16 protein-coding genes are annotated in these 21,424 nt (G+C 40.6%); 9 read left to right on the forward strand and 7 right to left on the reverse strand.

What is annotated here, in order from left to right; genetic code table 11:
* Positions 1-232 precede the first annotated feature (232 nt).
* A complete protein-coding gene (locus CE557_RS01355) occupies positions 233-799 on the reverse strand; it encodes a hypothetical protein (protein WP_114909830.1) in 567 nt (188 codons plus the stop codon).
* Positions 800-1,176: 377 nt separating this feature from the next.
* On the opposite strand from CE557_RS01355, the gene rlmN reads away from it, so the two are divergent.
* The 5 genes from rlmN (at position 1,177) to CE557_RS01380 (ending at position 6,646) form a co-directional block, all read left to right on the forward strand.
* Positions 1,177-2,256 (forward strand): dual-specificity RNA methyltransferase RlmN, encoded by a 1,080-nt coding sequence (gene rlmN, locus CE557_RS01360; RefSeq protein ID WP_114909831.1) that lies wholly within the window; start codon positions 1,177-1,179, stop codon positions 2,254-2,256.
* 116 nt (positions 2,257-2,372) lie between these two features.
* Positions 2,373-3,656: a malic enzyme-like NAD(P)-binding protein gene (locus CE557_RS01365; protein ID WP_114909832.1), complete on the forward strand. Its 1,284-nt coding sequence runs from the start codon at positions 2,373-2,375 to the stop codon at positions 3,654-3,656.
* Between the two features lie 44 nt (positions 3,657-3,700).
* Positions 3,701-6,082: a phenylalanine--tRNA ligase subunit beta gene (gene pheT / locus CE557_RS01370; protein WP_114909833.1), complete on the forward strand. Its 2,382-nt coding sequence runs from the start codon at positions 3,701-3,703 to the stop codon at positions 6,080-6,082.
* Entirely contained in the window at positions 6,063-6,341 is a 279-nt protein-coding gene (locus CE557_RS01375) for a hypothetical protein (protein ID WP_114909834.1), read from the forward strand. Before pheT ends, CE557_RS01375 begins: the two co-directional genes overlap by 20 nt.
* A gap of 5 nt (positions 6,342-6,346) precedes the next feature.
* The gene (locus CE557_RS01380) at positions 6,347-6,646 is read left to right on the forward strand and encodes a cell division protein ZapA (RefSeq protein WP_114909835.1); all 300 of its coding nucleotides are present in this window, start codon (positions 6,347-6,349) and stop codon (positions 6,644-6,646) included.
* Positions 6,647-6,775: 129 nt separating this feature from the next.
* Here the strand turns inward: CE557_RS01380 and CE557_RS01385 are convergent, their stop codons facing one another.
* Positions 6,776-10,357: a sodium:solute symporter family protein gene (locus tag CE557_RS01385; RefSeq protein WP_191239816.1), complete on the reverse strand. Its 3,582-nt coding sequence runs from the start codon at positions 10,355-10,357 to the stop codon at positions 6,776-6,778.
* Positions 10,358-10,802: 445 nt separating this feature from the next.
* Here CE557_RS01385 and CE557_RS01390 point away from each other — a divergent pair, with 445 nt between their 5' ends.
* The 3 genes from CE557_RS01390 to CE557_RS01400 are packed head-to-tail and all read left to right on the forward strand — an operon-like array spanning position 10,803 to position 13,034.
* A complete protein-coding gene (locus tag CE557_RS01390; RefSeq protein ID WP_114909836.1) occupies positions 10,803-11,582 on the forward strand; it encodes an FAD-binding oxidoreductase in 780 nt (259 codons plus the stop codon).
* A gap of 53 nt (positions 11,583-11,635) precedes the next feature.
* Positions 11,636-12,265, forward strand: coding sequence for a metalloprotease (locus CE557_RS01395; RefSeq protein WP_162789931.1), 630 nt, complete (start codon positions 11,636-11,638; stop codon positions 12,263-12,265).
* A gap of 19 nt (positions 12,266-12,284) precedes the next feature.
* The gene (locus CE557_RS01400) at positions 12,285-13,034 is read left to right on the forward strand and encodes a hypothetical protein (RefSeq protein ID WP_114909838.1); all 750 of its coding nucleotides are present in this window, start codon (positions 12,285-12,287) and stop codon (positions 13,032-13,034) included.
* A gap of 137 nt (positions 13,035-13,171) precedes the next feature.
* On the opposite strand, the gene CE557_RS01405 is transcribed toward CE557_RS01400, so the two are convergent.
* On the reverse strand, positions 13,172-14,689 hold the full coding sequence (locus CE557_RS01405) for a sodium:solute symporter family protein (RefSeq protein WP_114909839.1): 1,518 nt from the start codon (positions 14,687-14,689) through the stop codon (positions 13,172-13,174).
* A 175-nt stretch (positions 14,690-14,864) separates the two neighbouring features.
* Positions 14,865-17,042 carry an ankyrin repeat domain-containing protein gene (locus CE557_RS01410; protein WP_114909840.1) on the reverse strand — a complete coding sequence of 726 codons (2,178 nt, stop codon included), beginning with the start codon at positions 17,040-17,042 and terminating at the stop codon, positions 14,865-14,867.
* 429 nt (positions 17,043-17,471) lie between these two features.
* Between CE557_RS01410 and CE557_RS01415 the strand changes: the two genes are divergently transcribed.
* Positions 17,472-17,669: a histone H1 gene (locus CE557_RS01415; RefSeq protein ID WP_114909841.1), complete on the forward strand. Its 198-nt coding sequence runs from the start codon at positions 17,472-17,474 to the stop codon at positions 17,667-17,669.
* A 518-nt stretch (positions 17,670-18,187) separates the two neighbouring features.
* Here the strand turns inward: CE557_RS01415 and CE557_RS01425 are convergent.
* From CE557_RS01425 to CE557_RS01435, 3 genes are all read right to left on the reverse strand, one after another.
* Positions 18,188-18,832 (reverse strand): transposase, encoded by a 645-nt coding sequence (locus tag CE557_RS01425; protein WP_114909767.1) that lies wholly within the window; start codon positions 18,830-18,832, stop codon positions 18,188-18,190.
* Between the two features lie 207 nt (positions 18,833-19,039).
* Positions 19,040-20,338 (reverse strand): group II intron reverse transcriptase/maturase, encoded by a 1,299-nt coding sequence (gene ltrA / locus CE557_RS01430; protein WP_114909766.1) that lies wholly within the window; start codon positions 20,336-20,338, stop codon positions 19,040-19,042.
* A 500-nt stretch (positions 20,339-20,838) separates the two neighbouring features.
* A complete protein-coding gene (locus tag CE557_RS01435; protein WP_114909843.1) occupies positions 20,839-21,162 on the reverse strand; it encodes an IS110 family transposase in 324 nt (107 codons plus the stop codon).
* Positions 21,163-21,424 lie beyond the last annotated feature (262 nt).

Genomic DNA, 21,424 nt, shown 5'->3' on the forward strand with positions numbered 1-21,424 from the left:
TGCCATTTTCTAAACCGCGACTTTTTTCAGGGGCGTTGTTCTTTTAATGTAAAAAAACAATGACTGAAACAGATACCTATCATTTTAATGGGCGTTTGCTTCCATTGCGCCCATTTAAAGCGTTCATGGCCGCCAATAAAGTTGGCACACAGCAAAGCTCAATTAAAATTATATTTTATTTGCCAGCCGACTGAATAAACACCATCAAATCCAAGCTATAAGGATTTCTATGCTACTTGCAGACCAATAAAAACTTTAAAGCTTCAGCGGCATTACGAGCAGCGGTAGCAGCATCCTTAGGAACATCACTCAAATTATTAATACGAAGTGCATCAGCAACAGCACGAGCAGCGGTAGAAACAGCATTAGCACTATCCACGAACGTATTGAAAACAGACACAGAGTCAAAATCATTAGCGGCAGCAGCACGAGCGGCAGCAGCACGAGCAGCAGCAGCACGAGCAGCAGCAGCACGAGCAGCAGCAGCACGAGCAGCAGAACCAATCTTAGCAGCACGCACAGCATCATCACAAGTCTTAGCAATAATAACAGCACCATTAACAGCAGCGGTATCCGCTGCATCAGCCTGATCAAGCCTATCAGCAGCACACTTCATCTGCTGGATAAAAGCATGAATACACTTAGGACCAGCAGAACCCTTAGAGCCACAAGCTATAGCCTTAGCAATAACACTAGGTACATCAGAATGAGCATCCTCAGTATCCATATTTTGTTTAACTACCGTAGTACATCCACCAAATGCTAACAACCACAACGCAAAAAATTTCTTATTTTCCATATCAATTCTTAATTATATAGGTTAGTGTTTAGTATTAATAACAGCTTAGCCGGACGCCTGGGTATAGGCTCATTGGCACACCTCAAATCCAAGCAACATAGTTTAACCAGCTTCACTGAAGTAAATAGTTCTATTTAAGAGTTTAACAAAAAAATTTTACCTGTCAAAACTTTTCAATCCATGCATCAGAAGCATACTCTATTTCTATTCCATGCCTAATGGGGTTGCTTGGTGCACATTATTTTATCGACTGATCTAAAGCAACGCATCTATAGCTTTAGCTACACCGACATTTGCGCTGCATTAGGTCCGAGGTTTTTTTAATATTTTAGTGTAATCAAATGATCGACCTTTGTCACAAAGTATTCTTTATCCATATGTCAAACCACTGCTATTTACCCAAACCATCTATTTATAATTTAACTGAAAACGAATTAATGCTTTGGTTGGAAGCACAAGGCGAAAAACCTTTCCGTTGTACCCAAATTTGGAAGTGGCTCTACCAAAAACGAGTGAGCAGCTTTAGTGAAATGAGCGACTTAGGTTTAACGACTCGTTCTCGCTTGGATGACCATTTTTCATTGGTTTCCATGGTAGAAGATAAGGTACAATATGCAAAAGATGGCACGATCAAATGCTTACTAAAACTGACTGATGGCAACTTAATTGAAACCGTTTTAATGGAGCATAGCTACGGCTTATCTATTTGTGTGACTACACAAGTAGGGTGTAATATTGGTTGTACTTTCTGTGCCAGTGGTCTTTTAACCAAGAAAAGAGATTTAACAGCAGGCGAAATAGTAGAACAACTGCTCCATATGCAAAAAAAATTAGATATAGCAGGGAAAAGAATTAGCCACATCGTAGTCATGGGCATCGGCGAACCATTCGATAACTATGACCACCTTTTACGCTTTATACGTATCGTTAACCACACCAAAGGCTTGGCTATTGGTGCACGCCATATTACCGTTTCTACCAGTGGACTAGATCGAAAAATAAAAGCCTTTGCACATGAAGGGCTACAGGTTAATCTTGCCCTTTCTTTGCATGCAGCCAATAACCTACTACGTACACAAATTATGAAACTCAATAAAGCCATTCCCATAGAAAAACTTATGGAAGCCATTGATTACTACTTGGCGCAAACCAACAGACGCGTAACCTTTGAATATATTCTACTTAAGGAGGTCAATGACTCAGAATCATGTGCTTTTGAGCTAGCTAATTTAATTCTAGCACGCCATCAACGCCATCTGATTCATGTAAATCTTATTCCCTATAACCCTGTAGATGAATTGGATCATTACAAACGCAGTACCCCTAAAACCATTCATCGTTTTGTGGCCACCCTACGTGCACAGGGGATTCATGCCGTTGTGCGTGCAGAACACGGCACAGATATTGACGCCGCTTGCGGACAATTGCGCAGCAAACAACTTAAGCTAGGTACTTAATTCACACAATCTACTTTTGGCATAAATGGTTGAAAAATGGTAACTTGGCTAAGCACTTGCTTAGCAAGAAATATTTAAACCAATCGGTCCAATGTTTACAAATAAAAAACGATATAATGAATAAAATAGTTGTTACAAAAGAAGAAATTTTAGCCTATCACGCGCAATTCCCTGCTGGGAAAATAGGTACCTGTGTCACCAAACCATTCCATACTCCTCGTGACATCATTACGGGTTATACGCCTGGTGTGGGCACTATTTGTGAAACCATTGCTGCATCTAGCGAACAAGTATATCAATATACCAACAAAGGGAACTTGGTAGGTGTGGTATCGAATGGGACAGCTGTATTAGGGTATGGTGCTATTGGTCCTTTAGCTGCCAAACCGGTTATGGAAGCCAAAGCAATGATCTTAAAAAGGTTTGCTGGAGTGGATGCATTTGACATTGAAATTGACGCTACGACTCCTGAAGCAGTGATACAAGTCATTAAAGCCTTGGCACCTACTTTTGGCGCACTTAACCTAGAGGATATTAAAGCACCGGAGTGTTTCCAGATTGAAGAAACATTAATGGCCCAGTTGGATATACCAGTTATGCACGATGACCAACATGCTACTGCTATTGTGGCAGCAGCTGCTTTATTAAATGCCTTGTTAATTGTCAATAAGGATATTGCACAGGTACAGATTGTTTTTAGTGGCGCTGGCGCAGGTGCAATCGCTACTGCAAAGCTTTTAATGGCCTTAGGAGCCAACCCAGCGCATATCATTATGTGCGACCGCAAGGGGGTAATCCGTAAGGATAGAGATGATCTTGACCCTATTAAAGCACCTTTTGCGACCGACCGCGCCGTACATACCTTGCATGATGCAGTGGTTGGGTCAGATGTCTTTATAGGCCTCTCTTCCGGTAATCTATTAATGAGTCAAAGCATAGAACGCATGACCAAGGATCCTATCATTTTTGGCTTAGCCAACCCATTGCCAGAAATTTCTTATCGGGATGTTATGGCTACTAGACCAGATGTGATCTTTGCCACGGGACGTAGCGATTACCCAAACCAAGTAAATAATTTACTTGCTTTCCCTTACGTTTTTAGAGGCGCCTTGGATGTACGTGCTTCTGCCATTAATGGCGCCATGCAACAAGCTGCTGTACAAGCTATTCAACAATTGGCACAAGAAGAAGTACCGGTTTGTGTACGCAAATACTATGGTGGAACCATCCATTTTGGTAAAGAATATCTACTCCCTAAACCGATGGATGCCCGTTTGCTTCCTACCGTCTCTATAGCCGTTGCGCAAGCTGCTATGGATTCTGGTGTGGCTAAAAAGCCTATTCATGATTGGGATGCTTATAAAATGCAGTTATTAGAACGGGTAGGGCATCAAAACTAATCATAGATGGCCACTACCTAGCTGAATGGATTGATTACACACTTATGAAAATATCCTTAAATTGGCTCAAGTCCTATATTGATTGCACAGGCTCTGATTTGGCCGCTCTTTTAACCCAGAGGGGATTAGAGGTAGCTAATAGCTACTCTACTATCCCAGGGGGATTAGAAGGGCTTGTTATAGGGGAGGTAGTATCCTGCCTCCCCCACCCCAATGCAGATAGGTTAAAACAAACCTTAGTGGATATTGGCTTGGATAGACCATACACTATTGTTTGTGGTGCGCCTAATGTAGCAGCCGGTCAAAAGGTAGTGGTTGCACCAGTAGGTACTACCATTTATCATTATGTAGACCAAGTCCCTTTTCAAATTAAAAAACCTAAAATTAGGGGAGTGGTATCTGAAGGCATGATTTGTGCAGAAGATGAGATGGGAATCGGCCCAACACACGATGGCATTCTAGTACTGGAGACCACATTACCTGCCGGAACCCCTGCTAAGGACTACTTTAAAGATTTATTAGATGAAATTTTAGAAATTGAGATTACACCCAATAGAGCAGATGCCTGCTCACACCTAGGTATAGCTAGGGAGCTAAAAGCTATTTTACACCTGCCTATTACCCTGCCTTCTGTGGAAGCCTTTCATCCTGTACGATCTGATCTGCCCTTAAACATAGGCAACATAGATGCTACGCTATGTCCACGCTATACGGGGCTATTGCTTACAAACATCTCTATTCAACCCTCCCCCGCATGGCTCCGTACCAGGTTATCGAATATTGGCATCAAACCTATTAATAACGTAGTAGACGTAACCAACTGTGTATTGCATGAGTTGGGGCAACCCCTACATGCTTTTGATTATGATACCATTATTGGTTCTTCCCTTATGGTTCAGCTATGCAGACCAGCTACCCTATTTACAGGACTGGATGGCATAGAAAGAAAACTGACTGGCCATGAGCTCATGATTTGCGATGAAGCAGGCCCTATAGCGATGGCTGGCGTGCTAGGGGGATACCGCACCCGTATCACAGATGCCACACAACATATTTTCATAGAAAGCGCCTATTTTAATCCAGCCGTTATACGCCGTGCTGCACAACACCATAGCCTTAAAACAGATGCTTCTTTTCGATTTGAACGTGGCACCGATCCCAACCTCCCTCTCTATGCCTTAAAAAGAGCAGTATGCTTATTACAAGCATTGAGCCCAGCTGCAGCAGCATGCCCAATCATAGAATATTACCCCACTCCATTGGCACACTTTACCATTCCTATCACCTATGCAGCTATTAACCGATGCTTGGGAACCAAGCTTGACCCCACCCTTATTAAACAAATCATCCAAGATTTGGAAATAGACCTTGAAGCAGAAACCGACCAGGGTTTTACGGCCAAAGTACCACCTTACCGGGTAGATGTCACCAGAAAAGCGGATCTAATTGAAGAAATTGCACGCATATATGGCTACGACCGCATACCCAACCAACTATCGACTGCTTACCTCGCCCCTGAAAACAGCGTCGATACAGCCTATAAAATGGCAGAAGAAATCAGTAAAGTATTGGTAGCCAATGGTTATTATGAAATATGCACCAATTCTTTAACCAAAGAGGCTTATGGTACCATTGTACCTACTCCCAAAGCAATCTCTATTCTTAACCCACTGAGTAGTTCCACCCATATATTACGCCCTACATTGCTTTTTAGTGGACTAGAAGTCATCGCCTATAATCTGGCACGCCGTCAGTATGACTTAAAGCTATTTGAATTGGGTACCATCTATAGCCAAGACCATGCATCATACAACGAAGAAAAAAGACTATCCCTTTGGCTTACTGGTCAAATAGAGTCACCCAACTGGGTACGTCAACTAGGGGCTGTCACCTTACCAAATTTGAGAGCAACAATCGAGCAACTGGTAGAAAAGTTAGGCATTATAAACCTATCCTATAAAGCCATCACGCACCCATTCTATACACAAGGCATTCAAGGAGTATATAAAGAAAGAGTGGTCATGACATTTGGTCAGCTCCAGCCTTCTATTATAGATTATGTTTCCCAACCTGTTTTCTTTGCAGATATCCGCTGGAGTCATCTGTTACAGCTCAGTAGATCGAACAAGGTGTATACGCCTATTTCTAAATTTCCCGCTGTTACAAGAGATTTATCTTTAATAGTAGATCAAACGGTTCCATTTCAAAAGATAAAAGATCTCATTCTAAAACAGGGGCACAAAACCATTCAAAAGATCGATCTTTTCGATGTATACCCACATTTACCAGAGGATAAAAAATCTTATGCCATTCGTTTTACCCTACAGGATAGAGAAAAGACACTAGATGACAAAAGTATTGACCCAATCATGCATCAGCTGATTCAAACTTTTGAACGTGATTTAAATGGCATTATTAGAAGATAACCAACGCCTTATCATAGAGCGCTTTGAAAAAATGCTTATGGAGCTATTACAAGCCCATACTGACTACCAAAGACAAATCATTGCATTAACAGAAGAAAATAAAAGATTAAAGGCGCTATTAGAGGCATCAACAACAGACCTTAGTAGGTCCACTGCCCAAAACCATACAGTCCATTCATCTGACCCTCATTTAGTAGATCAAATTAATAAGTATATCCAGGAGATCGATCTCTGTTTAGCCTACTTTGAACAAGTATAAAAAAGATGGAAACACTCTCTATAAAAATTAAAATCAGTGACCGCATTTATCCGATGCAAGTGCAACCGGAGGACGAAACCTTTGTAAGAACGGCAAGTAAAATGTTAGCAGAACGGATTAGAGGGTATCAAAAAAAACTAGGTATACAAGATCAGCAAGATCTATTGGCTATGGTAGCATTTGATTGCCTGGTAGCCTATTTAAGGGTGCAAGAAGCAGAGAAAACCCAAACGAACGCGTTGATACAAAAGATAGCAAGTTGGAGCGATGATATAGCCAAAAGCGGTTCGGCTGTGTCCATTTAAGTATGTAAATAATGTGTGTGATTCGTATAGGTTGTTACGTGGCATCTGGCAGATAGAAAAACAGAAAGCGCCCCCTTCGGGGGCTTAAAAGGAAACTGTTTTTCCAAATCATCTGTATGATGCCACTTGCTACACCGCGGCCTTTTGATGGTAGATCTCCAATGCCTGTTTAGCTGCTTGTGACAAGGCTTCTGCTATTTCACTACCCAAATATTGCTTGGCCAGCACCACATCTACAATCAGGGTTTCATAAGCCATATATTTTACCTCCTCTAATAGGGTATACCCAAAGGCATGACGTAGGTCATACAACCGTTCGGCCAGTTTAATAAAAAGAACAGAAAGCTGTACGTGATCTTCTTTAATTGCTTCCTTTAATCGATTCTGAACATAAAGCAAAGAAGGATGATCTAAGGATTGGCGCTTATCTACCCCTACCACATTCAACACACAGGCATAGACCCCTAAATTATAATGTTCCTTAACATAAGAAAGCGGTAAACAAGTATGACGCACCAACTCATAAAGCAAAGCAGCATAAATTACCTTAGGTGAATGAAACGCCCATTCTATTACCAATTCGGCAATACCTATCACACGTATATAAAACAATTGGCCAGAGGCATGGCGCTTCAAGCCAAAGTGTTGCCTGAGTAATAAAAGCAGATTGGAAATCATACCTACATCAATAGGATCCACTTTACAAGAGGACCTACAGACATAATCATGGAACTGCATTAAGGCCATCATTGCATCTGCCTGTTCCTTAGGTGTAACAGGGGCTGCTGAAGTCAAGCAATCTATAGGTAGCCTAGCCATCATCTTATCACGAATTTCTGTGACATCAATAGGCAGTACCAGTAACATAGTGCATGGCTTACCATCAGCAGGATATTCTACATATCCATAGTGGGCATAAACTATACTGGCTATAGTCTCTTGCTGTAAATCGATAGATGGGCGCACTGCCTGCTTCCCTTCTGACCCCATAGTGCCTACTTGATCACTATACAAAGGCTTTACCTTCGGCAACGCCTCAGAAGAAATGGAAACATTACGTACTACCCACCCAATAGCCTGAAAAAGCATCCAATCAGGCACGCTACTATCTATAGCATCTGCGCGTTTAAATTGCAAAGCCGTGGCATGCAATTGAATGCTTACAATCGGTGAGATAGAGCCATCTAACCTACCACTCACCCGTAAAACTGCCTGTACCAATGAATAGACTACTTGATGGACATCACATACCATATGGGAAGCTAACACACCACTAGGATCGACCGTTTGTTCTACCAATAACCTAGGCGGATCAGCTACCTCCTGGGACAGGGTAGACTCTAGTTTGTTAATCAATTGGTCTAAACTAATCTTATCAGGCTGTAACAAGGCATGCGCTTTGGCTTGCTCCTTCTTACTGAAATAAGCCACCCAATCATAGAGCTTATTGATAATACTCTGGAAGTCTTGCTTACAAAGGGGCATATTGCTATCTAAAAAGGAGATAGCTTCCTCCATTTTATGGACTGCTTTTCCTAAAATAGATCCATATCTCCTAGATAGACCCAAACCAATAGGAGAGGCCATAGCTGCGTCATAAAGTGCTTCTTTGTGTTTTTGGGATGCACGCATTTGTGCGCTATCTTTTAAATAACCTACTTGGTCAAAGCAAGCGTTGATTTTACCTTTCAGGTAAATAAAAATACCCAAAATAAGTAACCCAAATCCCAAACAAAGCAGCAACAACAACGCTACACCTAAGGGCGATAGCATCAATAGGAATGGCTTGGTACAATATATAGCGCTACAATAGATTGTCATACACAACGTAACCATTACAAAGCTAACACCCAGATATAAAGGAAACACCAACAAGGTAACCGCCAAGTGGGCCAAAGACAAACCTACATTCAACAAAAGTGGGGTACCCTGCCACCAATGCCAAATTGCATTGATAGGCAAGCAAAAAGATAAGCCTATAACCCAGATCAAACCCAATAACCAACCGGGCATAGATTTTGGTATTGCTGGCAGAAATGTTTTATACCCTAAAAAGCAAGCGCCTACTAAAAGTTGTGCCATAAGCCAACCACCATGATCCATAATAGAGGCTATACAATAGACCAATAAATTAGTGAGGACTATATAAATCCCCGTATAGGTCAATGCAACATGGCTGGGTTGAAGCTTCGCCAAGGTAGCTTTGATATCTATCAAACCATTTTTAATGGCTTCTTTTTGCGCGCGCTGCTTACGCACATGTACTTGTTTCATTTGTATACATGTACGATCTGGGCCTATCCAACCTGTATTTTCCGGCTGCTTGAATAGATAGTGGGCCACCATCATGGCTAGACCATTGGCTACCATACAAATAAAAGAACCATTGATAGCCGTTTTGGGTTCAATCCACTGATTCCAAGCTAGAATAGATACGATGCCTGTACCCATACCAATCAAAGCGGTACGAGCAGTACCCCGAAAGCCCAACACAGCCAAGATAAAAGGAGCGGTTGCAATGGGAAGCGAAAAATCTAAACTTAATTTGAGCAAATTCAATAGATCATTGCAATAAAAAGTCAATACCATAGCCAATACACCTATGCCTATACTCGTCCACATGGCCAACCGGAGCTGGTGCGCATAAGGTGCTTTCTCTGGACCTCGTATACTCTGCAACATATCATGACTAATCATCACTGCACAAGCGTTTAGCTTAGAATCAGCTGTGGACATCGCCATAGCCAACAAACTGATACAAACCATGCCTTTAAAAACAGGAGGAACATGCGCCATGATATACCCCCAAATAGCCGTCACGGGTAAGTCTGGTGCAGCTACAAAAACAAATAGGCCAATGAGCATGATCAATAAGGTGATGACAAAGCTGAAAATTGTGGCATATAAAAACACCTTGCCAGCTTGCATCGTACTAGAAGACATATAGACGCGCTGTAGAGTTGGAGGCTCTATGTAACCCATTAAAAAACTTAACAAAAGCAAACACATCGCCACTAGATTCATATCAAAATGCAATACTGTACGCAATTGAAATTTTTCCTGGCTTTGTAAAAAAGGAATGATTTCTGTAACGGATTTACCGGTGCTTTTAAGCATAAACCATGCTAAAATAGGAATAATGATGGCAAAAGTGATAAATTGTAATACATCTGTAAAAGCAACTGCACGAATGCCTCCAAAACTAGAATAACCTATCAAGATTACAGTCACCACAACCGTAATCGCTTTGGGATGCACGGAATCTAAACAGAGACTAATGGCCAAGGACATGGCACTGATTTGCATCGCAATCGTAGCAATCGCATCGCAAATACCAGATAACGCTGTAATGATTCGGGCATATTTTCCATATACGCTACCCATCGTTTCTGGCATAGAAAGATGACCCATAAACCGACCCATGTATAAGGCCAACTTACTGATAATATAGAGATCAAACCCAGCCAAAAGATCCAAGATGATCCAATAAAGGCCAAGTTGATGCACCTGCTGTACATTGCGCATCAAACCTCCTTCTCCATAAGCAGTAGCCAATACAGTGGCCACCAAAGTAGCGGTAGCAAACTGCCTATTGCCTACAGCATATTGCTGAAGGGAAGTAATCTTTCGACTAAAATAAATACCAACCACTAAAGTCAATAATAGAAAAGAAACCACCATAAAAAGGGGTATATCTAAAAAAGATGCCATAGCTAAATACGTCAATTAATTACAAATTAGTACACTGAAATAAGTTATATACAAATTATAAGTACTAATTTGTACCCATGCAAAAATTTGTACATTTTTGATAAAAAATGAAATAAATAATTCTTTTATGTAATATTATATCTAACATATGGCATAAAAAATGTCTATTAATGGCCTAATAAAAGGATATTGATACAGGTTAATAAAAAAATACCGATTCGATTTTGTATGCAACATTACACAACCATTTCATTATGGCTTTTTATAAAAAGTTTCGATTCATGCTTAGTTTTTTTTAGCTTTGGATTCAAGTACCGAATAGGGATATAGATAAAATATTTTGGTTGGTTTGTAGGGCGTGTGGTTCACACGCAAAACAGATATAAGCCTTCCGTTGGGCACAGCAGATACGAACTTAAAGCAAAAGCGTAAATACAGATAGCGCATGTGGCCATTGGTAGGCCACGCGCAAGTAGACATAGCAGTAATGGAACTCAATCAATTTAAAATTAAGCATATAGGCTCTACCATGCTTACACCTAGTGTAGCACAGCTAACCTTTATACGTTCTGATCAACTGCCTTTTGGATTTATACCGGGCCAATTTATTACCTTTTTGTTGCCACATGCGTCTGGTAAAACCATACCGCGTAGCTATAGCCTAGCCAATAGTCCAGGGGATAAATTAGACATTGCCATTGCACCTGTTGCGGGTGGATTCGCTACGAGCATCCTTTTTAATTTAAAAATCGGGGATGAGTTGCACTGTGTGGGGCCTAAAGGTAGGCTCATCCTGCAAACAGTAGAAGGTCCCTCCCAGTATATATTGGTAGCGACTGGAACAGGTGTAGCCCCCTATCGTTCTATGTTGCCTGCCATTGCCCAACGACTAGAAGCAGATGCCAAGCTAAAGGTAACGTTACTATTGGGTGTACGTTATGCCAACGACCTACTCTATGCGGAAGATTTTATTGCTTTTGCGCAAAAATATGAAAGGTTTCATTTTCGTGGCTATCTGAGTAGAGCAGATGTATTGACCGCACCTTATCACTATGCTGGATATGTGCAATCGGCCTTTGAAGCGCTTAACTTAAACCCCATGACTGATTTGGTATACCTCTGCGGTAACCCATATATGATTGATGATAGCATTGAAAAATTGCAAACAATGGGGTTTAACCCACAACGCATCAAACGTGAAAAATATATCTCTCGTGGCGTGTAAAAAAATAGCATCTATTCCATCTGTAGGTTGAGGACCCCTAAAATTATAGTACCGTGTTGCGTTTTAGATTTTTAAAAGTTTCAGTAACGATCGATCTGAGTTATTGGATCTTTTTATTGTTGGTAATGGGTAGTATAGGCGGACGATATACTGAAAGCTTACTATGGTCTAGTATCTTTACTTTTAGTATACTTATACATGAATATGGCCATGCATTAACTGCTCTTTTTTTTGGTGCGACACCTACTGTTGTACTGCAAGCTTTGGGTGGAAGAACCATCTTTAATGAATCACAGCTAACGGACAAACAAAAATTTTTCATTACCCTTGCAGGACCGCTGTTTCAAGGATTACTGACATTAGTGGCTTATCTATTGCTGCAATGTAATATGGTAAGTGGCTACTTATTGAACTATTTGCTCTCCGTGACGATGTATATCAATAGTAGATGGTTGTTATTGAATTTAATACCTATTGCACCACTGGATGGTGGCTGGCTGGTGCGTTATATTCTAGAAAAAAAATTTGGTCATAAAGGGTATGTAGCTAGTCTGATCATCGGGCTGACCGCTGCTGCTATTGCGATTCCTTGCTTTTACCTTCAAGGATACCATTGGTTCTTTATCATGCAGCTCTTTATATGTGGATGGCATTACTGTAAACGCTTGGAACAAGAATGGTAACACGACAAAATCTGATCGTATGAAATGGAAATTTGGTTTGTTGGACAAAGAACAGCTAGCAGTGATGGGGCTGGTGCTGATGGCAATGGCTTGCAAAAGAAAGGCACCTAGATATGAGCCAAAGCTTCCTGGAGGTCAAGAAAATATATCCAACTCCATAATGGAAGCAAGTTGGACCCAGGGACCTCAAAGTAGACCCAAAGACGCGCAAGCAGTAGATGAGGATTGGTATACCAAATTGAAAATCACACCAGAGGGAAAAATGCTGTTAAAGCATAGTAGGGATCAGGACCTCAAGCCCTTATATATAGCGCCAGATGAAGATCCAGATGCACAAAATGACTGGCATACACGCATAGAAGCCAGCCTAACGACAGCAAACCATAAAGATAGCGGCCCATTGCGTAACCTGCCTGATGCATTACTGGTTAATTTTCCAAGAGCGCAAGGGGATGATCCTTGGGACAAACGTATATTAATGGACATAGCCTCTATAACCATTAGCGCCAACCCAGTAGCCCCCAACTCGGAAAGACATACTTTTGCTTTAACCGCATTTGTAGCGGAGATGCCAAAAAATCGCGGTAAAAGGCTTTTAATTGTTTACGTAAAAAAGGATCAGGAATGGTATTTTTATAAAAATAATGATCCGCAAGCCGAGGATGCTACTTGCAAGCAGGATAGCAATAAAAAGCATCTTTCTACTATAAACGCGATGCGTTTCGCATCAGAGGCAGGTATCCTCTTTTTGTACCAAAAAATTAGATAGTATCTGTTCACATTACTGGTTAATGATGAAGGTTATCCCGCTTTTTGCTTGATAAAAAGTGGACAAAAAACCATGGCACTGAGCACATACAATTAAAAGACTTTTGTCCAATTTTTTCAGGCCACTATAGATATATATTATTCGATATCAATGTTTTTTTTATGTTTTTTATATACGCTCATAAACTGTCGCATTCTTTTCTGTTGGCTATTGAGTCCTATCCACCCCGTATGAGATGGTTGTGGCAAGAGATAGTGCGCAGCCATCATAGCTAAGCCATTGGCCAATACACATAACACTTCAGTATATATGGTAGATATCCATATATACCAATACGATATAACAGTTAGTATACCTGTCGCCATACCGATTAAAGCCGTACGGGAAGTACCCCGAAACCCTAAAAGGGCTAAAATAAAAGGAGCAGCCACTACTACATGAAAAAATTGATAGAAATAGATAACAAATCTAGATACATCAAACAAATTGGTTTTGCAAATAGCTGATACAGCAGCTAGTAAACCAATCACTATTGCACTGCATTTAGCTGCTATAAGTTTACGGACATCGGAAAAGCACTTTATGCCGGGAATATGCTCTATAATATCATGCGCCATGGTGACAGCAGCAACATGCAAACAAGAGTCTATGGTAGACATACACATACCCAATATAGCAACAGTCATTAACCCCTTATAGAAAGGTGAGAGATGAGCCATAATATATAAGAATACTTCTTCATACGGCCAGCGTACGCCTTTAGATATGGGATGTATGGTAAAAATAAATAGACTCATTAAGATTATAATCAATATGATACATAAACTAACAAAGCTACTATACCTAAACACCCTTTGCACTTGAAACGGACTAGAAGCCATATAGGCTCTTTGCATGTATGGAGCAGGTATATAAGCACCAATTAGTAGACCAAAACTGACTATATCAATCATTAATCTTAATAACCGTTTGTTAAAATGCAACAAATTACTTAATTGGAATTTTTCGATCCGGTGTATAGAAGTGATAATTTCTACAATTGATAACTCTGTGCTCAAATACATCAGTTTGCACAATAGTATAATAATGGTCATAAAAGCTAGAAACTGGAATATATCAGTCATAGTAACTGCATAAATACCTCCTAAAGCAGCATAAGAAATAACAATTAAAATGATTATTACCATAATAATACGTGCGGGAACCACATCACTATACATATCAACAGAAAGGAAGATGATTTTAATTTGATTGGTTACCATACCAATGGCATACGCAATACTGGCTAACGCAACCATAACCCTTGGTATTTTTCCATATACACTACCAATTGTTTCTGCAATAGAAAGGTGTTGCAAAAATGGGCCCATACGCCATATTATTTGACTCATTAACCACCCTCCGAATGGAACCATAAGCCAAATAATCATAAGCTGCAGGCCATAATGACACATCTGAGGTATATACTGGACAAGGAATGCGCCATTCAAAAATGTAGCCAATAGGGTAACCACTAAAGCAGCTGTGCTAAAACGTTTATTGCCTACAGCATAGGCTTGAAAAGTAGTGTTTCGACGTATACTATAAAGCCCTATGATTAGGTTTAGTATCAAAAAGACCGCCACGATTAGAAGCGGTATATCGTATTGTAGCATAGCGTACAAAAAAGTTGTATCTATTCACGACATTGGTTCGTAATGTATTTTTACTTTTTTATTGATAAAAAAAGCTTTTTACATAGACTTTATATAGTAGTTAAATTTTATCTATTAGCCCCTTAAGCCTCTAAGCATTCTACCAAACGGATTCCTATTGTTCTTGCTGTGCGAACTAGACGTTCAACAGTTTATAACACTTTACATGACCATTCTGTAATGCCAAATAAGCAGGGGTCTTATTAAATCTGTTCCGCTGAGCTAAAGCCCCTGCTCGTATGAGCTCTTGCACCACTTTGATATGGCCATTTTGAGCAGCAAGGTGCAGCGGCGTATTTTTATAATGGTCTACTACATTGATTGGTGCTTTTGTGCCTAAAATAGCCCTTACACAGACTTCACAACCTTTTTGAGCAGCGATATGCAAAAGAGTTTCTCCTCTTTTGTTCCTGACATTTACTCTGGCACCATGACGTATAAGCATCAAAACACAATCGACATGTCCATACTTAACTGCAGCGTATAAAGGTGTCTCACGCAATTGATTAACCATATCTAACTTAGGTTTGCTCTTCATAACCTTAGCCAGAAGCGGTTGATCTTTAACCTTGCTTTTAAGCTTTTTAGTGATAGAATGCTGATTTTGATCGGCTTCAATCAAGGCCTCTACACAAGCCAAATGGCCATTAGCAGCTGCCAAGTAGAGTGGTGTTTCTTTGGCCCGGTTGTAGACCCTCACCTGGCTACCTGCTTGTATCAATGCCTTCAAACAAGCTGTGTAGCCTTTTTTTGCAACCGCATGCAACGCCGTAGCACCTGATTTTTTTGTCATGTTTACCTTAGACTTTGCTTCAATAAGTGCTTGCAAAGCAGCTAAATCCCCTAGTTTCGCAGCTATATGTAGGGGTATGGCTCCCCACTGATTGGCTATATTTACTGGTGCACCAGCTTGTATAAGTGCTACACTAGCATCGATATTTTGAAATGCAACAGATAAATGCAGTGGGGTATTTTGAAACCTATCGACAATAGAGAGCCGTACACCAGCCTCTATCAGCGCTTGTAAACACCTTATATTCCTGCTTTTGGCAGCCATATGTAAGGGTGTAAAACCTATATGGGTAGTGGCGTGAGGATTCGCACCCGCTTTTAACAACTTATCTAAACAGCTATCATGTCCATAGAAAGCAGTGAGATGAAGGGGAGTTTTATTATGAAAGTCCGAAGCATCTATAACAGCTCCTGCCTCAATAAGCTGCTCGACACAAATGAGATGCCCTGATCGAGCGGCCCAATGTAAAGGGGTGCGCTGCTTTTCACCTATTAGATGTATATATACTTCGTTAGTAGCAATCAATGCTTTTAAACAATCATGCTTACCATATCGAGCGGCTAAATGCAAAGGGGTATTTTGTTCTTTATTGCGAACCGATGGATGCCCACCTGCCTTTAATAATAGATTTAAACAATCCAAATGGTCACCTAAAACAGCAGCATGTAAGGGTGTATTTAAACCGTCTACTGCATGGATATCTGCTTTATGCGTTAATAGCTCCCTTAACACAGCCAGTTTGCCATGTTGAGCCGCTATATAAAGGGGCGAAATGCCACTAGGCGTAACCGCATTTACGTTAGCATGGTTATGAATTAATAACTGTATGGAAGCAACATTACCACTTTGCGCAGCCGCATGCAACGGCGTAAACTTATTTTGCCTTGTAAATACCTGCACTTTTGCACCTGCCTTTATTAAAGCTTGAACAGATAAAAATGAACCTGATAAAGCAGCATAATGCAAAGGGGTTAGATCATCATGATCAAACCCATCGACATGTGCTCCTTTTTGTATCAAATAGTTCATACATGCCACCTGACCAGCTTGCGACGCAACATGAAGCGGCGTTCTACCTAGGCAATCGGTAAGCTGAATGGTAGCACCAACTGCAACAAGCTCGCGCATAATGGCTAGATGCCCATACTGCGCAGCAAAATAGAGTGGTGTCCTACCTAGGTAGTCCACTATATTGACCTTAGTCCCTACATTGATAAGCTCTTGGACACAAAGTAAATGACCTCTGGCAGCAGCAATATGCAATGGACTCATCTTGTTTCGGTCCAATACCTGTACATTTTTGCCAGCAGAGATTAAAGAACGGATATGGGCTACATCCCCCTTGGCAGCTGCTAAGTGTACCTCTACAGGCGCTATATGCTTTTCTACAGGTAACGATTGAGCGATTGTAACCTGATCAGATGGGTCGACCAGCTGTTGCCTATTCCCATAGGTAGGATATATAGCATGGATATAGCACCCAATAAAGACGCCAAACAGTAAGATTTTCTTGTTAAACATATTATTTTGTTTTTATGCATGGCTAGATTATAGCCAATATATAAAAAAACGAAAGTGTATAAAAGGCAAATCAAACCATAACGGATGATTGTTGAAGCGTAGCTTCTATTGACCCAACTATCGAGCTACGCTTTCCGATCATAATTTTTTACAAGGGGCATATTTATGCAACATAACCTTAACGCTGCATGGAGCTATCATTACGTAAACAAGGGGAACATTAAGTCAAAAATCTCAATACAGATCAGAACAATTTGATAAAAATTGATTAGATTCATAAAATAGTAAAGACCACCAGGTGGCCATCTTATGGGAGGGTTACCTTTGGACGTGAACTATTTCGTACCAGGTGCAACACAATAGGCCATTTTATAGCCTCAAAGCGCACCATCTAGTAAGGTTCCTATAAACACCATTAATTATTATATCATGAATCGATTTGAAGAATTAAAAACATTAGTACTTTCCTTGGAAGATGAATTTCATAAATTCTACGAGAAAGACAACAAAGCTGCTGGAACCAGGGTTCGCAAAGGCATGCAAACGTTAAAAAAAATTGCACAAGAAATCCGCACACATATATCAGCATCCAAGGCCTCTATGGAAGAGCTAAAGGAAGATAAATAAGTTGCATAAATACACTTAGCAGCTACAAATGATGGCGTATACGAACGATCCATTTACGCCTCTGCACTAGCATAGATTTACCTGAAGCTGATGCTATGGTCTGTTCAGATCGGTGGTAAAAAGATATCTATACTACACTTTTGACTTATATAAAAAGTGGGCAAAAAGTCAAGCGACCGGAAAAAGTCACTGAAAGTGTCAGCTTAGGTCTCCGTTCAGCACTATGGCAAGTCAAATTTTTTAGATGTACAATATTTTGCTAAATTTCTTGGTCACTTATCAATAGCTATCAGTTAGATGGAGGTATTGCATCTCTAGTTAGTGTCTTAAAATCAGACATTGGCCTACTAAAAGGAAAAATTAGTCTTTTAAAGGTTGAGATTTCGTATGTGTTCAGTGCAATGGTTTTTTGCGTCAAAAAAACTGCCCCTGTAAAAAGTCGCGGTTTAGAAAGTGGCTTTTTACCGAGGGCTTGATTTTTTGTCCACTTTTTTATCAAGAAAAAAGCTATTATCTTACTATGCAAGTTTTTTAGTCATTTTGTACTCGTTTTTGATACTTTTGACGAAGCTTCTTTTTTGTTGTATAAGCTTATGCGCCAGCTCTAGGAGCTTCCTCATACATGCTACGATAGCCACTTTTTTAGGCTTATATTTACCTACTAATCTATCATAGCATTCTTTTAAATATAGGAACCACTTTTTCCCTGCTAATACAGCCATATACAGTGCATCTCGTGGTATTTTCCTTCCTCCCCTAATAAATCTTTTTCCCTGTTTTTTCCCACTATCAGCCGCATATGGTGCTATACCTACTAAAGCTGATAGTTGATTACTACTGTAGCTTCTATCACCTAATTCAGGTAAAAAACTGACTAATTTAGTGGCTAAACATTTCCCGATTCCTGGAATGGTTTCTAGTATATTAGCCTTTTCGTCTAGATCCTTATCAGTAGTTATGGTTTTATTTAACGCTTTATCAATAATTTTTATTTCTTTTTCTAAAAAATCGATATGCCTTTCTATGCTTTCTTTATCTATATTAGTCTGGCTATGGTGTAACCGTTTCTTTTCATTGCTTAATGTAGCTACCAGCTCTTCTCTTCTTTGTTGTTGCCTTTTAAGCCGATCTGTTGTAATATAATAGCTGTAATTAGCTTTCAATCCCCTTTCCTGTCCATAGCGAGCTAGTTTAAAAGGTAGAGTAGAGCACTGGCGCGGTGAAGTATAGGACCAGGTTTATCCGTGTCCATCGTTTCCGATTTCGTGCCTAAATAACCCAATCTCTCTTTCCCGTTTCCAGCACCCCCCCGTCGCACCGTACGTGAGGTTTTCCCTCATACGGCGCACGGATCGTCTTCTTCGTCTGCATTACGTCCATCTGTATCGCACCCGATAAGCTCCTACATTGACTAATTTGTACACTTTGTGGAGCTTCTCGTCGGGGAGTTCCTTATACCCGTTCTTCCTACTCCCTTTCTTTTTCATGATAAATCTTCTCAGACGCCTGTTTGCATGCCCTTGTACTTTCCTAAATCTCCTAGAACTGGCCGTGTGACGGTAATACTCCGTCCACCCCAGTAAGGATGCGTTTAAGTCTTTAACAATAGTTTCAACACTTTCGTGCAACCGGTTCCGATAGGTCAATTGCGTGACTTTCTTAATAATCCGCTTGATTGCATCAGGTGTAGGATACATATGGGTAACGGGTTTCTGATATCTTGGCGAGTATCCCCTTTTAAAGGCATACCCTAAGAAATTGAAACCTTCTTCGGCCGTGGTCATTCGACTCTTTTCTTCATTGATCGAAAGGCCCAAGCGTTGCAGATACCCACATAAAATACCCAAAATCTTCTCTACCGGTTTATTCGACACTATCACGAGATCGTCCGCATAGCGGACAATCTGTGCATTCCACCCATTCCTTTCGGTCATCCGCTTGACCCATACTGTGTCTAGCAGATTCAGGTATATATTAGAAAGTAAGGGCGAAATGGGGGACCCTTGAGGGGATCCTTGTCGAGTAGCAACTTCTTCGCCTTTAAGGACTCCTGAGCGAAGCCAGGCTTGTATTAACTTTAGAACATACCTATCACTGATTCGCTTTTGAATGACTTTCATAAGCTTATCGTGTGGGATTGAGTCAAAGTATCGCTTCAAATCAATATCTAAAACTTGGGTGAGCCCGTAATTAAGCCATTTATATATTGATAGACTTGCATGGACTGCGGATCGTTTAGGTCGAAACCCAAATGAGCATTCTTGGAAGTCTGCTTCAAAAATTGGCTCTATAACAAGACGGGTTGCAGTTTGTACTAAGCGGTCCTTAATCGTGGGCACTCCCAAGATTCTTATTCCTCCTTTCGGTTTGGGTATTTCCACGCGCTTTGTCTTATTGCTTCGGTAGCTTCCTGATTCCAGTTCTTTTTGAACTTGTCCAAGAAACGCTTCTTCCCCTTGTTCTTTGATTTGTTCTATTGTTATTCCATCTATGCCTGGTGCCCCGTGATTTGCACAAACCTGTTTCCATGAACAGACCAGTACGTCCAATCTATATATTTTGTCATGAAGGGTGTAGAAGCTGCGTTTAGGATTAGACTTAGCAGATCGATAAAGTTCTCGCTGCAGTTCTCGGACGCTTTGTGCCATGTGGTTACCTTGCGGAATCATGGTATCTTTCCCTGTTTTGAAAACATGACGAAACTGAAGATCCTTCGCTCCGGTAAGGTTTTGTTGTCCTTGCCATCTTCACTACTACTATCTTCCCGACTTCCTGCACAGCATCGGAACGAACTTCGACTTGCGCCTTATATCCTTCCTTACTCTTGGAACTTAAAGACCGTGCAGGATCTCCCACGTTTCTCCTCCTTTCTTTCCTACGTGCCGCCCCTGCTACGCCGGGAGATAAGTGACGGTTATTGACCTGTTATCTTTCCGTCACTTTACAGCTTTCGCCCACCAGACGAGAGGCTCAGCATCTCCAATTCCCAGATTTCTCTGGTAAGACCTTCACGGCGCTACATATAGGTTCCTTGCGTACGGCCCGCAGTTTGCGTAGCTCCTTGTACAGAGCCGTCGTCGAGTGGCTTCATCTACAAAAATTACTCTTTATAGATGCACTCCTCGCTACCTGGCCAACAGGCCTATTGCCAGGGTGGGACTTGCACCCACTAGAAAGGAGGCCTTCGTGGCACGCCATCGTGTTTATCCGTTTTACAGTGGTCTAGAGATTTACTAAATGAACTAAAAGTATATGTATTCACTTGATGTATGTGTACATTAGCGGCATACAATTTCTCACAAATGGCTCTTTCATATCCCCCAGTTGGTTCACATACTATAATTTTAACAGCTACTTGATCTAAATAATCTATAAGTTCCTTATGGCCCTGCTCATCGTTACGAAACCTTTTATATACAGATTTAGCCTCTTGACTATAGAAACATGCATCCAGCCATGTTTTCCCTATATCTAAACCAAGTATTCTGTTCATTTTATATTATATTTATTTATATTTCCTTATTCTTATCGTACAAGACAGTTGTAGGCAACTTCTTCTGCTATTTGTTCAAAGAAAATAAAGGTAAGCAGGTACTTAAGCTTTTTTCGACTATTAACTATATAAAGTCCAGTGGGATACAAGTAACCTGCTACCTTTAAAATACAATCTTTTTAAATCTTAACTACATCTAGAATCTTTCTTAAGCTGTGTTTTTGATGGATAACTAAAGTTATCCACAAAACCACAGCTTACC

The organism is Cardinium endosymbiont of Sogatella furcifera (genome assembly GCF_003351905.1).
In the GTDB taxonomy this organism is placed as follows: domain Bacteria; phylum Bacteroidota; class Bacteroidia; order Cytophagales; family Amoebophilaceae; genus Cardinium.

What these genes read in the sequence shown, in the direction of transcription:
- CE557_RS01415 (WP_114909841.1), top strand. Translation starts at nt 17,472, where the DNA reads ATGAATCGATTTGAAGAATTAAAAACATTAGTACTTTCCTTGGAAGAT.
- CE557_RS01365 (WP_114909832.1), top strand. Translation starts at nt 2,373, where the DNA reads ATGAATAAAATAGTTGTTACAAAAGAAGAAATTTTAGCCTATCACGCG.
- CE557_RS01400 (WP_114909838.1), top strand. Translation starts at nt 12,285, where the DNA reads ATGAAATGGAAATTTGGTTTGTTGGACAAAGAACAGCTAGCAGTGATG.
- CE557_RS01405 (WP_114909839.1), bottom strand. Translation starts at nt 14,689, where the DNA reads ATGCTACAATACGATATACCGCTTCTAATCGTGGCGGTCTTTTTGATA.
- rlmN (WP_114909831.1), top strand. Translation starts at nt 1,177, where the DNA reads ATGTCAAACCACTGCTATTTACCCAAACCATCTATTTATAATTTAACT.
- CE557_RS01410 (WP_114909840.1), bottom strand. Translation starts at nt 17,042, where the DNA reads ATGTTTAACAAGAAAATCTTACTGTTTGGCGTCTTTATTGGGTGCTAT.
- pheT (WP_114909833.1), top strand. Translation starts at nt 3,701, where the DNA reads ATGAAAATATCCTTAAATTGGCTCAAGTCCTATATTGATTGCACAGGC.
- CE557_RS01435 (WP_114909843.1), bottom strand. Translation starts at nt 21,162, where the DNA reads ATGAACAGAATACTTGGTTTAGATATAGGGAAAACATGGCTGGATGCA.
- CE557_RS01385 (WP_191239816.1), bottom strand. Translation starts at nt 10,357, where the DNA reads ATGGCATCTTTTTTAGATATACCCCTTTTTATGGTGGTTTCTTTTCTA.
- CE557_RS01355 (WP_114909830.1), bottom strand. Translation starts at nt 799, where the DNA reads ATGGAAAATAAGAAATTTTTTGCGTTGTGGTTGTTAGCATTTGGTGGA.
- CE557_RS01390 (WP_114909836.1), top strand. Translation starts at nt 10,803, where the DNA reads ATGTGGCCATTGGTAGGCCACGCGCAAGTAGACATAGCAGTAATGGAA.
- CE557_RS01380 (WP_114909835.1), top strand. Translation starts at nt 6,347, where the DNA reads ATGGAAACACTCTCTATAAAAATTAAAATCAGTGACCGCATTTATCCG.
- CE557_RS01375 (WP_114909834.1), top strand. Translation starts at nt 6,063, where the DNA reads ATGGCATTATTAGAAGATAACCAACGCCTTATCATAGAGCGCTTTGAA.
- ltrA (WP_114909766.1), bottom strand. Translation starts at nt 20,338, where the DNA reads ATGATTCCGCAAGGTAACCACATGGCACAAAGCGTCCGAGAACTGCAG.